The following is a 13301-nucleotide window of genomic DNA, read 5'->3' as shown; positions in this document are numbered from 1 at the left end:
CGCGCTGCGCCCGCCGACCCGCCCGGAGAAGAACCCGGCGACCGGCGCGTTCGAGCGGGCCTTCAACGACGACGCGATCACCGCCCGGTACGACGTCGTGCCGTGCGAGGTCTCCGACGAACACCCGATCCTGAAGGACGCGGGGTTCGCCCGGCACCACATCCGTACTCGGACTGAGATGCTGATGAAGAAGCCCTACGACTGGTGCCGGCCGCTGACCGATGAGGAGTGCGCCAACCCGTACCTGGTCGTCGTCGACATCAACATGTCGTTCGCCGCCGCCGCGAACGGGCTCAACGGGCCGACCCACCTGAAGAACAACCCGACGTTCGACCCATCGCTGCCCGGCTCGTGGCTGGTCGACCTCTCCCACGTCGACCTGTCCCTCTGCCAGCGGCCGATCAGCCCGCCATCTCGGACAACCAGCAGCTCATCGGCGAGATTCACCGGCGTGCAGATGTGGTTGGGGACGACGGCAACCACCGACCCAAGGCGCGGTCCCCGCACCCCTTCCGGAAGCCGGACAACGGCGTGGTGCTCCCACAACCCAGTGATGCTTCCCTGCGGAAACTGGGGAAGGTAGCCGTGGCCCGTGGCCCGTGGCCCGTGGCCCGTGACCCAAACCGACCGGTCGGAGCCGAGAACCTTGCTACCGACATCCAGTACAAAACGGTCCGGGGTGGGCACGCTGATTACCGTCGCCGCGGCGACCGACGCCAGATCCCCCACCCCGCAGGTGCCGATGGCCAGCTTGGTGACGTCGTTGAAGACATAGGCACCGGGCCGCAACTCGTTGACCGCGCCCGGCTGCCACTGCCCTGTCGTCGGAGTCGACCCGCCGCTGACCACACGGATGTCGAGCCCAAGGTCCCTCAGCACCTGCGCGGCCTCTCCCAGCGTGCGTTCCTCGTCCCGTGCGGCGCGTTCGCGTACCTGCGCGTCGTGCCCATATCCGTGTCCCGGGAACGTGAAGAGGCCGACGGCATCCAGTCCGGCGTCGGCAGCCGCCTTCCTGACCTCATCAGCAGCGTGAGGCTGCACCCCGGTCCGATGGCTCCCGCTGTCGACCTCGACGAGCACCTCGATCAGCCGGGCACTGCAGTGCCCGGCATTTCCCAGCCGCTGCGCACCTTCGACCGACTCGATGCCGACTCTCAGGGCAACGTCCTCCGCCAACCGGCGCAGCCGCTGCGCCTTGCCGGCATCAAGCCAGACGGGATAAGCGATGAACAGGTCATCCACGCCGGCCCGGGCGAATGCCTCGGCCTCGCTGATCGTGGCCACCGACAGCCCGCGCGCTCCGGCCCGAAGCTGATGGTCGGCGATCTGCCCGCACTTGTGGGCTTTGGCATGCGGCCGCAGGGCGAACTCCGGTCCAGCGCCTGTATCTGGGACTTCTCATCGACACAGAGCACCAGGGCCCGCTCCGGCGGGTCGAGGTAGAGACCGAGCACATCGTGAACCTTGTCGACGAAGAACGGGTCGGTGGACAGCTTGAACGTATCGGCCCGGTGCGGCTTGAGGCCGAAGGCCCGCCAGATCTTCGAGACGGTGGTCTGCGACAGCCCGGCCCTGGCCGCCATCGACCGCGTTGATTAGTGCGTGGCGTCCTTCGGCTTCGTTTCCAGCGTGGCCCGGACCACTTCGGCGACCTGCTCGTCGGTCACCGTTCTCACCCGCCCGGGCCGGGGTGCGTCCTCCAGCCCGTCCAGCCGGTGGGTGACGAACCGCGCCCGCCACTTGGAGACCGTCTCCGTGGTGACGCCGACCTGCCGGGCGACCGCACTGGCAGCACGCGGCAGGTCGTCATCGCCAACTTCCGCACAGGCCAGCACGATCCGCGACCGCAGCGCGAGGGCCTGCGGCGTCGAGGCGCCCCGCTCCCACCGCCCCAACACATCCCACTCGTACTCCGACAACACCAATTCCGCCAGCTTCGGCCCCGGACGCCCTCGTGACCCAATCAATGACGCACCACGAACTCAGGTCACTAGGGCGCGGACGGAAGACAAAGAGCAAGCTGAGTTGCGGATCGGCAGCATGTCGAGAACTCGGCGGCCTTCTCCTGATGGGCGTCGTGTGATGTGCATTGGGTGTGCGTCATAGGTTTTCACTGGTGTTGGGCTGGGGTGATGCCGGTGCCGGGGTGTCGTTTTGCCGGTGAAGGCTGGTGTCGTTCGGTGGGTGGGGGGCTTGTCGCTCCTGTGGGTGGGTGTGGCGAAACGCCGGGTGGGGCCGTGTCGTGTCTGGCTACGCGCGGTCTTAAGGAGGCCGTGCGATTTCAGTACGACCTGTACCGCGAGGGCCATCTGCTCTACTCCTCCCCGATCCTGGCCGTGAGGGAGTCCCGGACAAGTGGCGCACCTCTGGCGGTAGTTGGGTCACCGTAGGACCGCCACGGCCGCTGGTGCCGCCTGAGACAATGCGGTCATGTCCACGGACCTGACTTGGGAGATCCAGCGGCTGAGCGGCAGAGTCTGGCTGACCACGGAAGCCTCGACCATCACGGTCAGCGATTATGAGTACCCGGAAGATGTCGGCCGCCGAGTGCTCATTGAGCATCTGCGGGACCTGCCTGATGAGGACAACGACGAGCGCCGGACCTTGGTATGGCGAGGGCGCCACGCCTTCGGCGACTCGTGGATGGTGAGCGAGCGAGACGTGCTTCCCGACTGGCCGATCGCGGAGTTCTCGCCGTACGCCATTCGCCGCTGTCCGGGCCCACGCCCTTGGACGTCGTCGTTCAAGGTCTCCTGGAGCCCGTGGTGTTGAGTCCTGCATACCGGTCCTGACGTAGGAGGCCGGCGGGAGGGTGGGGGCCGCCCGGTCCGAGGAGTGCCTCATGCCGAAGAAGCAGTCGGCCGCCGCGAAGAGGGCACGCGCTGCCGCGCGCAGTCTGGGCATGAGCACTCGGATTGAGGACCGGTTCTGTCTGTTTGTGCCTCGAAGTGGTCCTGCTGTTGCAGGCTGGCCCGTCTGCGGCCACCGGGCGGTTTGCTGTCCGTCGTCCGAGCCGGTTGCGCGGATCGCCTCTCAGGTCTGCCTTGAGTAATCAGCTCTGACGCGGACCGGGGCCGCGTGACTCGCTGGCCGGGTGCGATGAGGAAGGCCGTGGTCCAGCAGCCACCTTCACACGAGAGGCGAAATTTTGCAGGCCAGCCCGCCCCGTAACCGTCCGAGCCCGTCGTCGGAGACACAACGAGCCAACCCATCCAACAGTGACATGTTCCGCCGGACGCGCCCGAAGAGACCGCCGTCGCGTCCCCCAGCCGAGGAGGGTGACGCTCGCCGCAGGCGTGGACGCCGCCGTGTCACCCAAATCTGGCAGATATATTTCGCGGCGCGATATATGCTCGACGCATGACCAGACACAAGCCGCCCTTGACGGAACCGCAGTACTTCATCCTCGCTGCGCTCATGGATGGCCCGTTGCACGGTTACGGCATCATCAAGGCCGCCGAGCAGGCCACCGACGGGCGGCTCCGGATCGCTGTCGGCACTCTCTACGGCGCGCTGGAGCGGTTGGAGCGGGCCGGGCTGGTGGCCCCCGGCGACGAGGAGATCGTGGATGGGCGGGCGCGGCGCTACTACCGCCTCACCGAGCACGGCACCGAGGCGCTCGGCAGGGAGGCGCTGCGGATGCAGCAGGCGGCGGCCCTCGTTATCGGACACTCGCGGGATGCCGGAGCGGCCCCGGCATGAACCGTCTGCTGCTTGCGGCCTACCCCGAGTCCTACCGTTCCCGGCACGGAGAGGAGGTGCTGGCCTGCCTGGCCGAGGCGTATCCCGGCCGCTCCTGGCCCCCGCTGCGGGAAAGTGTTGCTTTGGTGTGCGCCGGGGTGCAGGCCCGCGCCCGTGCCACCGTTGATGACACCGCTCGGCCGTGGTGGCTGGACGGCATCCACATGGCCGCCCTCGTTCTCGCCGCGCTGGCGCTGGTTCCGTATTTGCAGGATGTATGGCACTGGGCACTGCACATCGACCCCGGACAGCACGCCATCGCCTTCCGCTTCTCCGGCTGGTACCCGTGGGCGGAAGGTCCCACGCGGAAACGGCTGCTGCCATACGGGTTGCTCCCGCTGTTCTGCCTGATCGCTCTGCTGCGGGGCAGAGCGTGGCTCGCGCTGCCGGCCGCGGCAGCCATGATCTGGGCCGGCGCCACGTCCCACGGCCGCATTCTCTTCGGCGACGAGGGCAAGGCGGGCCTGGGCTACTACGGTCTCGGCACCCCGATAACGGCCCGTGACCTGGTGCTCTCGGGGGCACTGTGCGCCGCGTGCGCCGTGCTTGCGTTCTGCCGTCCCAGCCGTCTGCGACGCCGCTCGTACCGCTGGCTGGCCCCCCTCATGCTCGCCCTCTTCGTTGCCGGGAGCCTGCACATCATCTCCGTCAGTCCGACCTTCCAGCGCGGCCTGTTCGCCCTCGAAGTCACCGCGCTGATCGCGGCATGGGTGGCGACGGACGCCACCGGCGACCACCGGTGGCTGATCCCCGTCGCAGCGGTCGCGATCGTCCGCACGCAGGCGATCGTCGTCCGGCCGGACGCCTTCATGCAGTCCTTCCCGGACCTGTTCGTCCTCATCCTGCTGACCGCGCCCCTCCCCGCCCTGGCGTTTACTGCCCAGCGTCGGCAGGGACTGGCACGCACCGAATAGGAGCGGAGCTCCGGTGGGCCGACCGAACCCGGCAGCCCCCGAAGTGCCGCAAGACACGCGTAACCGACCCCCCAACGGAAGAAACAGAGAGATGACCCAGCACGATTCTCCGTCCCTGCCCGCAATCCGTCCGGGGGTCTCAAAGCAGGCCCCCGACGACACTGGCCCGTCGCGTACGACGCGGCCGTGGATGCCGGCTCTGCTGTACTCCCTGGGGTTCCTGACGGTCTATCTTCTCGCCGTCTGCACCCCGTGGGGGCAACGAACTGAGAACGCCTTGTTCGGTCTCGGTATACAGGGTGGCGAAGAAGCATGGATCTACCCCCTGTCAGGATCGGCCTACGGCTCGACGCCCATCCCTCCGATGGAATTGAGCGCCAAGCCCACCGTGATGGCGGGCCTGGCCGTCATCGTGGTCCTCACCCTGGTACGGCGGTGCTGGCGGCCGGGGTGCGCCGCGCTGGGGGTCGTCATTCTCACGGTCGGAGGCAAGGAGGTGTTCAAATCGACCATGCCCCGCCCGGATCTGGTAGGCGCGCCCGAGAATCTCCTTGATCAGGGTTTTCCCAGCGGGCACACGGTCATCCCCGCCGCGCTGACCCTCGCCGTCGTCCTCGTGGTTTCCCCCCGCATCCGCCCCTACGTCGCCACGGCCGGTGTGCTGTGGCTCGCCTGCATCGCCGCCGCCACCGCCACCATGGGTGGTCACCGGCCCAGCGAAGTGCTGGGAGCCACACTGCTGGCCTGTGCCTGTTACGGCCTCGCAACCTGGCTGCTGCCGCCGGCCGCCGCTCCAGGCGCCACGCGGAAGCCTCGTGCGCTGCCCGTCATCACCCTGACGCTGGCTCTGGCCGTCGCCCTCGTTTCCGGCGCACGGAACGACACTCTCACAAGGTCACTGGTCTCCGCGACGACAGCCTTCGTATGTGCGGTCCTGGTCTGGTACACCGCAGTCGGGCGGTCCGTACAGACCGCACGCCCCACCTGCCCCGCTTTGGACTGACCGCCCGGCAGGCCACGGGCGGAAGCCGGCGCATCCCGGCAAGCGACGGTCCGACCCCACCGACCGGCCGCAGAAACAAGCCGTCGACGCCCGAGCGGGGATGCGCTCCCAGCCCCTGGACCCAGCCGTCAGCGCTGAGTCCGTCGTCTGCGACGGTGAGCGTCACGTGCCCAAGCCGCCCCCACGGGGTGACGATCCTCCCGCCGGGCCGGGTCTGCTTCACCCAGGCCCACGGCACCCGCTCCACCGCGTAAGTTGCGATCACGCAATCGTCCGGAGCGCCGGTGGGCCAGCCTGCGGATCCGTCACCCGTGTGTACCGCCACATCGAGCACCGGACAGACGAATCACTCGCACATACGGCCTGACGCGGGCGAGGCGAGCATTGCTTTGAGGATGCGTTGCAGCTCAACGCGGTCCTGGGGGGTGGCCCTCGCCAACCTGCGGTCATATTCCGCCGCGAGAGCTGCAAGTGCTCGATCGCGTGCTTGCGTGCCCTCAGCGGTCAGTACGAGCCGATGACGCCGCAAGTCCGCCTCGTCGATCTCGCGGCGGACGAAGCCCTTGGCGACGAGGTTGCGAACGTAGACCGTCACGCTCGCCTTGGGAAGCAGCAGCGCAGTCGCGATCTCAGCCGGGTACGGCGATGCCTCCGTCGACCCCGCACGCGCGGGGATGGCCCGTGGCGGACGCTCGTCGACCTCCGCAACGTCCCGTCGACCCCGCACGCGCGGGGATGATCCTCCGGGCCGGTCTGAGCCGCTAGGTCGTGTCCGCAAAGTAGTGGGCTCGTTGGTCTGTTCGTGGTGCGTCGTCATGAGCTGTCAGATGAGTCGTGGGCGGTGATGGAGCCGTTGCTGGCACCGCCGCGGATGGGCAGGCCAGTGCGGGACCGCCGTCAGGTGGTCAACGGGATCTTGTGGAAGCTGTCGACCGGGGCGGCCTGGCGGGACCTGCCCGAGCGGTACGGGCCGTGGAAGACGGCCTACGAGCGCTTCCGCCGCTGGTCTACCGACGGAACCTGGGACCGGCTCCTGGCCCACGTCCAGCAGCACAGCGACGTCGTCGGTGCTGTCGACTGGACGCTCGTGTGCGTGGACTCCACGACCGTGCGGGCCCACCAGCACGCGGCCGGGGCCCGAAAAGGGGGCCGTGGCCGGGCGAGGCGATCGGCCGGTCCCGCGGCGGGCTTACCACGAAGATCCACCTGGCCTGTGACGGACAGGGCCGGCCCCTCGCCTTCACGATCACCGCCGGAAACGTCAACGACTGCACCCAGTTCGAGCCGGTCATGGCCCGTATCCGCATCCAGCGGTGCGGGCCCGGCCGGCCCAGGAGCCGGCCGGAGCGCGTCGTTGCCGACAGGGCTACTCGTCCGTGAGGATCCGCTCCTACCTGCGCAGACGCGGCATCAAGGCGGCGATCCCCGAGCGGATCGACCAGATCAACGGCCGCCTCCGCCGAGGCGAGAACCTCTGCCGGCTCGTGGATCTTGGTGCGCAGTTTCCTCCACGGGACCAGCTACGACGGCGAAACCCTCACCGTGGCGAACGTTCGCATATCCGGTGTGCCGGGACGTGGCGCTCTTCCCGTGCGGGCTCCTCTCCCCAATACTGGCCGTCCGCTGTCTGGCCTTGGGGGGCTTGTGTCTGATCGTGGTTCCACTCCTGTTCCACCCACCATGCGCAGAGTCGCGCGGGACTTCGAACTCGGGGCGCGCCAGGGGCTGGTGTGGACCGAGCCCAAGAGCTTCCCGTGGGTCGTGGTGCTGCTGCCGACACTGGTCGGATTGCCGGTGCTCTGGCTGGGGATTTCGGCCGCGATGGAGGGCCAGCGGAGCCAGGGCGCCTGGTACGACGGGCTGCCGCTGCTCATCTTGGGAACCGCCATAGTCGCCGCAGCCGGGTATTTCCTCTTCCTCGCACTCACGAGACGGCAGGCGCAGGTCTGGGTGGGCCACTACCAGCACGGCATCGTCCGGGAGGTCACCGGGCAGGCGCCGGAGGCATACTCGTGGGACGAGATCGACGGCATCCGGCGGCGCAGCACCAAAGTGACGAACGGGATCATCAGCGCCACCACACACGAACTCTGGGTGCGTCCCCGTGAGGGCGCCGAGATCACGGTGACCGACGCGTACAAGGGGGTCGCACGGTTCATCGGCGAGCTGGACAAGGAATTCACGCGCGTACGGCTACCGCAGGACAGGGACCGGTTGAAGAGGGGCGAGCGGGTCGAGTTCTTCGGGGCCCACCTCGATCCCGCCGGTGTCGGGTACCTCGACCACCGGCTCGGCTGGCACGAGGTCGACCGGGTCACGGTGGAACAAGGCTGGCTGGAGATCCATCGGCACGGCGACGGAAAGCCGTGGGCCAGGCTCCCCATCGAGATGGTCCAGAATCTTTCGATCTTCCTGGCCCTCGCCGCAATGATGCGTGAGCAGGCGGTTGGAAAAGGACCACGACCAAACGATCCGTCCTGATCCGGCGAAGGCCGACGCTCTGGCAACGGCAATGCCCTCGTGGCTGTCACGACCCAGCCACGAGAGAATGCCACGTTCGTGAGACTGGCTTTCTCTCGCCATCCAAGGTGAGACCGCGGAAGAACCACTGGTCAACGAACATAACCTGTGCCCCGAGCGGCGAGACCCCTACACGACCAGCCGAGGAAGGCTCGCCGCCGCACCCATGCCCGGCCGCCCCTGCGGACGTGCCGTGCCCAATGGGCGAAACTCCCGGCCCAACCCATAGGGTGCGTACGGGTACGGGTACGGGTACGGGTACGGGTACGGGTACGGGTACATACCCGTACTCTGGCGAGGTTGAAAGGGAGCTTGATGATGTCTGATGCCAATGTCCGCATCCCCGAGGAAGCCCGCGACCGGCTCGCGGCCCTGGCAGCGGCGGAGGGCATGTCGTTGCGCGCCTACCTGGCCCGGCTCGCTGAGACCCTCCTTACTCCGGACGAGCGTGCCGCGCGGGCCGAGCAGGCCCGGACCGCGCTGAAGGAGTGGAACGGCTACGCGCCCACCCGCGCCGAGGAGCAGAACCTCGACAGCGAGCTGGACCGCCGCCTGGCCCAGGCCGCCGCCCGTTGAGCGACGCCATGCACATCGTCCTGGACGACACCGCGATGGCCGCAGCCGGCCAGGGCAACGAGCTCGTCTCCCGCCTTATCCACCGCGCCCACGCCCAGGCCGGCTGGTCCCTGTACGCCCCCGCGTGCGCGCTCGTGGAAGCCGACCGTGCCCGGCCGGGCACTGCGGAACACCTGGCCGCACTGCCGGGCATCACCGTGCTCGAAATGGACCTCCCGGCAGCCCTGGCCGTGGCCCGGCACGCCACCTGGGCGGCGGCACACTGCCAGTACGCGGCCCAACCGACCCCGGACCGCCCCGACGGAGCAGTCATCGCCACCACTGAGCCTGCCCGGTGGATCGGTCAGCCGGTCCGTGTCCTCGACCTGACCCCCTGAGCCCCCAGGCCGGATTACCCGTCGGCCCTGGAGGCGGGCTCGGCGGGTCTGGACGAGGCGGTGCCAGTGGGTACGGACAGCGTCAGCCCTGTCGAGCCAGCGCACGGAGGTGGTCCCGTCCGGGCCGTGCACGTTCCGCACCCGCCACCCGCGACACCACCACGGCGATGTCCTCGGCGGCCGCCGAGGCCCCGGCCCACAGCGGGTCGTTCCGGCTGGGCTGGTGAAGACGCGGGAGAGCGCGTCGGCCGGCTATCGCCGTGCTCTCGCCGCCCCTTCCTGGACGTCACCACTTCGGCCTGAACTCTCGGACGCGTCGATGTTCCATCCCCGCGACGACGAGTGAGTCCGCTCGCACAGCCGCAGGGGACGCGGGGCGGGGGTTACGTCCCGGCGGCGCGAGAGCCCTTCGCCGCGGCGGACTGCGCGCGGGCAGGGAATCCGGTCTGCGCGGTCCGACTGCCCGGGTGCTTCGCGCCGGCGGACTGCACCCGCGAGGCCGCCCCCGGCGTCATGGACGCCCGACGGAGAAGCACTCACCCAACGGCTTGTAGAAAAGCGCACGCCTTCGGCAGGGGCCTCCGCCCCGGCTCTGCCAACTGGGCACCCAAGTCCCGTCATCTGTTTGCTGGTTCACGCCGACGCGCGGGCAACAGGCCGGGCAGCAGTCGACACGGCCCAAGGGCCGGCGGATGCCCACGTCATGGCGGGTCGTGGGCCGTCGACTTCGTGAGCCAATGGGTGGGCGTTGGTCAGGCGGTGGGTGGTGAACACGGCGGTGCGGCCCACGGGCAGTTCCCGCAGCCGGAAGAACAGCTGGTGTTCGACGCGGGCGCCGAGCGCCGAGGTGGTTCGTCCAGGATCAGTACCGGGGCGTCCCTGTGGAGGCGCGGGCGAGTGCGATGCGCTGCCACTGGGCTCCGGAGAGGGGATCCGACGGCTATGACTTCCGGGAGATCCAGTGCCGGGGGATCCGGGACGTCACTGACCCGGAATCGAACCTGCACACCGACATCGACCCGGCCTACTGGGCCTCGGCAGCCTTGGCAGCCTTGACGCCGAGCGCGACTGGGGCTTCGCCGGTGACCACCTCCGCGCCAGGCACCTGATGCCCCAGCAGGAGGAGTTCGGCGACTACGTGGTGGGCGCCGGCAGCGTGCACACGGCCAGAGACGCCGCGCCCATCGCGTTCGAGCACGCCGGTCTCGACTGGCGGGACCACGTGGTGGTCGACCCCGGGCCCGTCCGCCCCGCCGGGAGGGAGACCCTCGGCGCGGACTCCGGCAACGCCCGCAGGGAGCTGGGGGGAGGCCGGCGCGACGCAGGTCGCCGCGGACATCGGCCCCAGGGAGGGCAGGATGCACCCATGGGACTGCACACCGCATACGGGCTCAGCCGGATCATCAACGCACGGGGGCCCTACACGCCCCTCGGTGTCTCACGCAGTGGGGACGGTGTCGGCGCCGCGGTCGCCGCGGCGCTGTCGGAGTTCTTCGTGATGGACGAACTGCAAGAAGCGGCCGACCGGGCCCTCGCTCGGTTCACCGGGGCGGAGGCGGGGACCGTCGTGCACTGCACGGCCTCGGCGATCACCCTCGCGGTCGCCGCCGCGATGACGGGGGAGTCCCCGGAGCACGTCGAGGCGCTGCCGGACACGACCGGTATGCCCGGCGCAGTCGTCCTTCCGACGGGACACGCGGTCAACTACGGACACCCCATCGTGCAGGCCGTCCGGCTGGCGGGCGCGGTCCCGGTTCCCGTGGGGACGGAGGCCGGGTTCACGCTGGAGGATCTGGAGACGGGCCTCGCGCGACAGGACGTCGCGTGCCTGCTGCTGGTGTCGTCCCGTCTCGTGCGCGGGGCCGGTGCCGAGCTGGCCGACGCCGTGGCGGTCGCTCATCGTCGCGGGGTTCCCGTCGTCGTCGATGGTGCCGCGCAGGACTTCAGGGTCGGTGAACTGCTCGCCACCGGAGCGGACTTGGTGGCCATCAGTGGCCAGAAGTACCTGGGTTCCCCGACCGCGGGTCTGGTGGTGGGCCGGGCCGGTCCGGTGGCGGCGGTGCGGGCGCAGGAACGGGGCATCGGCCGCGCGATGAAGGCGAGCAAGGAGGCGGTGGTCGGCGTCCTCGCCGCGCTCGAGGCGCGTCAGGGGCTGGACATGGCGGTGTGGCGGCAGCAGCAGGCGGACAAGGTGGCGGACTTCGTCGAGCGGGCGGGCGCCGTCCGGGGCATCACCGCGTCGTCCGTCCCCGACCCGACCGGCCTGCCCTTCGCTCGCGCCCGGCTGGTGGTGGATCCCGCCGTGTCGGCCCTGGACTCGGCCGCTCTGGACGAAGCACTGCGAGCGGGGTCACCGTCGATCTGGGCCCTGCCCGGCCGGCGGGATGCGGAGGAGCTGCTGTTCGAACTCGTACCCCTCACGCCGGACGAGATCGACGCCATCCTTGCCCGCTTGGCCGAACTTCTTGTGCGGTGAAGGCTGTTGACGAGGGCTAGAGGAGGGGCGGTGACTCGGGTCGAGGTCGTCCCTCGGCCGATGTCCGGCACCCGAGCGGTGGCGCGCCCGCCGCCGGGCCCGTCAGGTGCGGTGCGCGGGAAGCCAGCCGTTCTGGACCGCGTGGACGCCCGCCTCGAAGCGGCTGCGTGCCTGGAGTGCGTCCATGAGTTCGGCCGCGAAGCGGCGGGCGGTGCGAGTGGAGACGCCGAGGCGCTTGGCGACCGCATCGTCCTTCAGCCCCTGGGCGAGCAGCCGAAGGGCCTCGCGGTGCTGCGGGGTGAGGCCGTCGGTGTCCCGTTCCACCATCGGCACCAAGGGCTTCGCGGCCTGCCAGGTGCTGTCGAACAGCTCGCACAGGGCCGTGATGACGCCCTTCCCCGTGAGGACCACGGCGCCGAAGCTCGCGTCCGTGGGGTCCAGGGGGAGGACGGCCTCGGTCCGGTCCGCGATGATCATGCGGATCGGCAGGCTGGGAGCGGTGCGGACGTGGCCGCCGCGCTCGTGGAGCCACTGGACGTGCCGGAGCGTGGGCTGGTGGTTGCGGATGCTGTCGAGGTAGATGGTCCGTACGGTGACACCGCGGTCCAGCAGGGTCGCGTTCGGCTTACGGCTGGCCTCCAGATCGCTCTCCGCATGGGCGCCGCCCGGAGCCAGGGTCATGATCTCGTGGCGGACGTCGGAGGCGAGTCGGGCGAGCCGGTCGCGTATCTCCTCCGCGCCGGTCAGCTCCTCGGCGTGGAAGCCGGCCGAGGGTCTGTGCAGGGAGGCGCACTCCGCGACGAGTTGCGCGGCCGCGACCCTCGCGGTCTCCAGACGCTCCTGGTGGGCGGCGAGTTCGGCCTGCTGGCGGGCGAGCAGCAGCTTCATGGCCTGCTCCGGGCCCAGTACCCGGAAGGCGCTGTCGGCCTTGGCGGACGGTCGGACGAGTGCGAGGGAATGGAGCCGGTCGAGGCAGTTGCGCAGCCGGTCCTCCGGCAGTGCGAGTCGCTGGGACAGTGCGGATATCCCGTCGTCACGATGGTCCAGCATGGCGCGGTAGACGCGTTCGGTGTCCGTGTCGAGTCCGAGTGCGGCCAGCATGAGGTGTGTCTCCCGATCGGTGAACGTGTCCGGCAAGGCGTGGGGGAGGAAGGCGCGGTGGTCTCCGCGACGGTCGGGGCAACCGGGCCATCAGCCTCTGGGTGGTCCTCCGGACACGGTGTGACGACTTCTGGTGTGTGCATGCTGCATGGAATGAACTTCCGATGCGTGAGTGATCTTGTCAAGGTCGTCTTTCGGCCCACGAACCATTCGTACGGGTCTGCCGAACCCGGCCGCCACTGTGCAGGACCGGCCCGGTGCAGGCGGCTCCCGCCGTCCGGCCGACAGGTCGTCCGGGACGTATTGGTTCTGTCCGACGCCGTGGAGGGCCGGGCTGACCATGACGGATGCCGAACCGTCGGCGGCCCGCGACGACTTCGCGGGCCGCGGGCGCACGGACTCCGGCCCCCTCTTGCCCGTGATGTCGTGCCAGGTGCGGGGCCGGTAATCAGGCCTGCCCGCGAAGGCGCATTCTTTACGACGGTTTGGCCTTCGGCAGGCGCCGCGCGCTCGGGTGGGGTGGTGCCGAGCCCTCGGCCGGTAGGGCAGGGGGCGAACGGGGCGTCACGGGCGGCGGGGAGCAGGTGCTTCGG

The 13301-nt window shown here is 69.6% G+C and carries 13 protein-coding genes and 1 pseudogene; 9 read left to right on the top strand and 5 right to left on the bottom strand.

Features of this window, described 5'->3' with window-relative positions:
• Positions 1 to 195: 195 nt before the first annotated feature.
• A complete protein-coding gene (locus ACZ5GP_RS09110) occupies positions 196 to 1326 on the bottom strand; it encodes an alanine racemase (protein WP_468750714.1) in 1131 nt (376 codons plus the stop codon).
• 269 nt (positions 1327 to 1595) lie between these two features.
• Positions 1596 to 1919 (bottom strand): helix-turn-helix domain-containing protein, encoded by a 324-nt coding sequence (locus ACZ5GP_RS09105; protein ID WP_468750202.1) that lies wholly within the window; start codon positions 1917 to 1919, stop codon positions 1596 to 1598.
• Between the two features lie 511 nt (positions 1920 to 2430).
• On the opposite strand from ACZ5GP_RS09105, the gene ACZ5GP_RS09100 reads away from it, so the two are divergent.
• The 4 genes from ACZ5GP_RS09100 (at position 2431) to ACZ5GP_RS09085 (ending at position 5658) form a co-directional block, all read left to right on the top strand.
• Positions 2431 to 2772, top strand: a complete 342-nt coding sequence (locus tag ACZ5GP_RS09100) for a hypothetical protein (RefSeq protein ID WP_468750201.1) — start codon at positions 2431 to 2433, stop codon at positions 2770 to 2772.
• A 588-nt stretch (positions 2773 to 3360) separates the two neighbouring features.
• Positions 3361 to 3702: a PadR family transcriptional regulator gene (locus tag ACZ5GP_RS09095; RefSeq protein WP_468750200.1), complete on the top strand. Its 342-nt coding sequence runs from the start codon at positions 3361 to 3363 to the stop codon at positions 3700 to 3702.
• Positions 3699 to 4655, top strand: coding sequence for a hypothetical protein (locus ACZ5GP_RS09090; RefSeq protein ID WP_468750199.1), 957 nt, complete (start codon positions 3699 to 3701; stop codon positions 4653 to 4655). Before ACZ5GP_RS09095 ends, ACZ5GP_RS09090 begins: the two co-directional genes overlap by 4 nt.
• Positions 4656 to 4746: 91 nt before the next feature.
• Positions 4747 to 5658: a phosphatase PAP2 family protein gene (locus ACZ5GP_RS09085; RefSeq protein ID WP_468750198.1), complete on the top strand. Its 912-nt coding sequence runs from the start codon at positions 4747 to 4749 to the stop codon at positions 5656 to 5658.
• Here ACZ5GP_RS09085 and ACZ5GP_RS09080 read toward each other — a convergent pair.
• Together ACZ5GP_RS09080 and ACZ5GP_RS09075 are read right to left on the bottom strand one after the other, a co-directional pair.
• Entirely contained in the window at positions 5543 to 5983 is a 441-nt protein-coding gene (locus tag ACZ5GP_RS09080) for a hypothetical protein (RefSeq protein WP_468750713.1), read from the bottom strand. The genes ACZ5GP_RS09085 and ACZ5GP_RS09080 overlap by 116 nt on opposite strands.
• A 21-nt stretch (positions 5984 to 6004) precedes the next feature.
• On the bottom strand, positions 6005 to 6253 hold the full coding sequence (locus ACZ5GP_RS09075) for a hypothetical protein (RefSeq protein WP_468750738.1): 249 nt from the start codon (positions 6251 to 6253) through the stop codon (positions 6005 to 6007).
• A gap of 249 nt (positions 6254 to 6502) precedes the next feature.
• Between ACZ5GP_RS09075 and ACZ5GP_RS09070 the strand changes: the two are divergent.
• The 5 genes and pseudogenes from ACZ5GP_RS09070 to ACZ5GP_RS09050 form a co-directional block, all read left to right on the top strand.
• Positions 6503 to 7193: pseudogene (locus ACZ5GP_RS09070) on the top strand (IS5 family transposase); the annotation flags it as partial.
• Positions 7194 to 7386: 193 nt separating this feature from the next.
• Positions 7387 to 8139 carry a DUF6585 family protein gene (locus ACZ5GP_RS09065; protein ID WP_468750197.1) on the top strand — a complete coding sequence of 251 codons (753 nt, stop codon included), beginning with the start codon at positions 7387 to 7389 and terminating at the stop codon, positions 8137 to 8139.
• Positions 8140 to 8496: 357 nt separating this feature from the next.
• On the top strand, positions 8497 to 8754 hold the full coding sequence (locus ACZ5GP_RS09060; protein ID WP_468750196.1) for a hypothetical protein: 258 nt from the start codon (positions 8497 to 8499) through the stop codon (positions 8752 to 8754).
• Between the two features lie 8 nt (positions 8755 to 8762).
• Complete coding sequence (locus tag ACZ5GP_RS09055) at positions 8763 to 9131, top strand: PIN domain-containing protein (protein ID WP_468750195.1); 369 nt, start codon at positions 8763 to 8765, stop codon at positions 9129 to 9131.
• 994 nt (positions 9132 to 10125) lie between these two features.
• The gene (locus ACZ5GP_RS09050; protein ID WP_468750712.1) at positions 10126 to 11607 is read left to right on the top strand and encodes an aminotransferase class V-fold PLP-dependent enzyme; all 1482 of its coding nucleotides are present in this window, start codon (positions 10126 to 10128) and stop codon (positions 11605 to 11607) included.
• Between the two features lie 102 nt (positions 11608 to 11709).
• Here ACZ5GP_RS09050 and ACZ5GP_RS09045 read toward each other — a convergent pair whose 3' ends face one another.
• Positions 11710 to 12708: a helix-turn-helix transcriptional regulator gene (locus ACZ5GP_RS09045; protein WP_468750194.1), complete on the bottom strand. Its 999-nt coding sequence runs from the start codon at positions 12706 to 12708 to the stop codon at positions 11710 to 11712.
• Between the last annotated feature and the right edge of the window lie 593 nt (positions 12709 to 13301).

The sequence above is a fragment of the Streptomyces sp. NPDC031466 genome, from assembly GCF_055581265.1.
The sequence above is the reverse complement of the archived record's forward strand: the minus strand, read 5'-3'. Positions and strand labels throughout refer to the sequence as shown.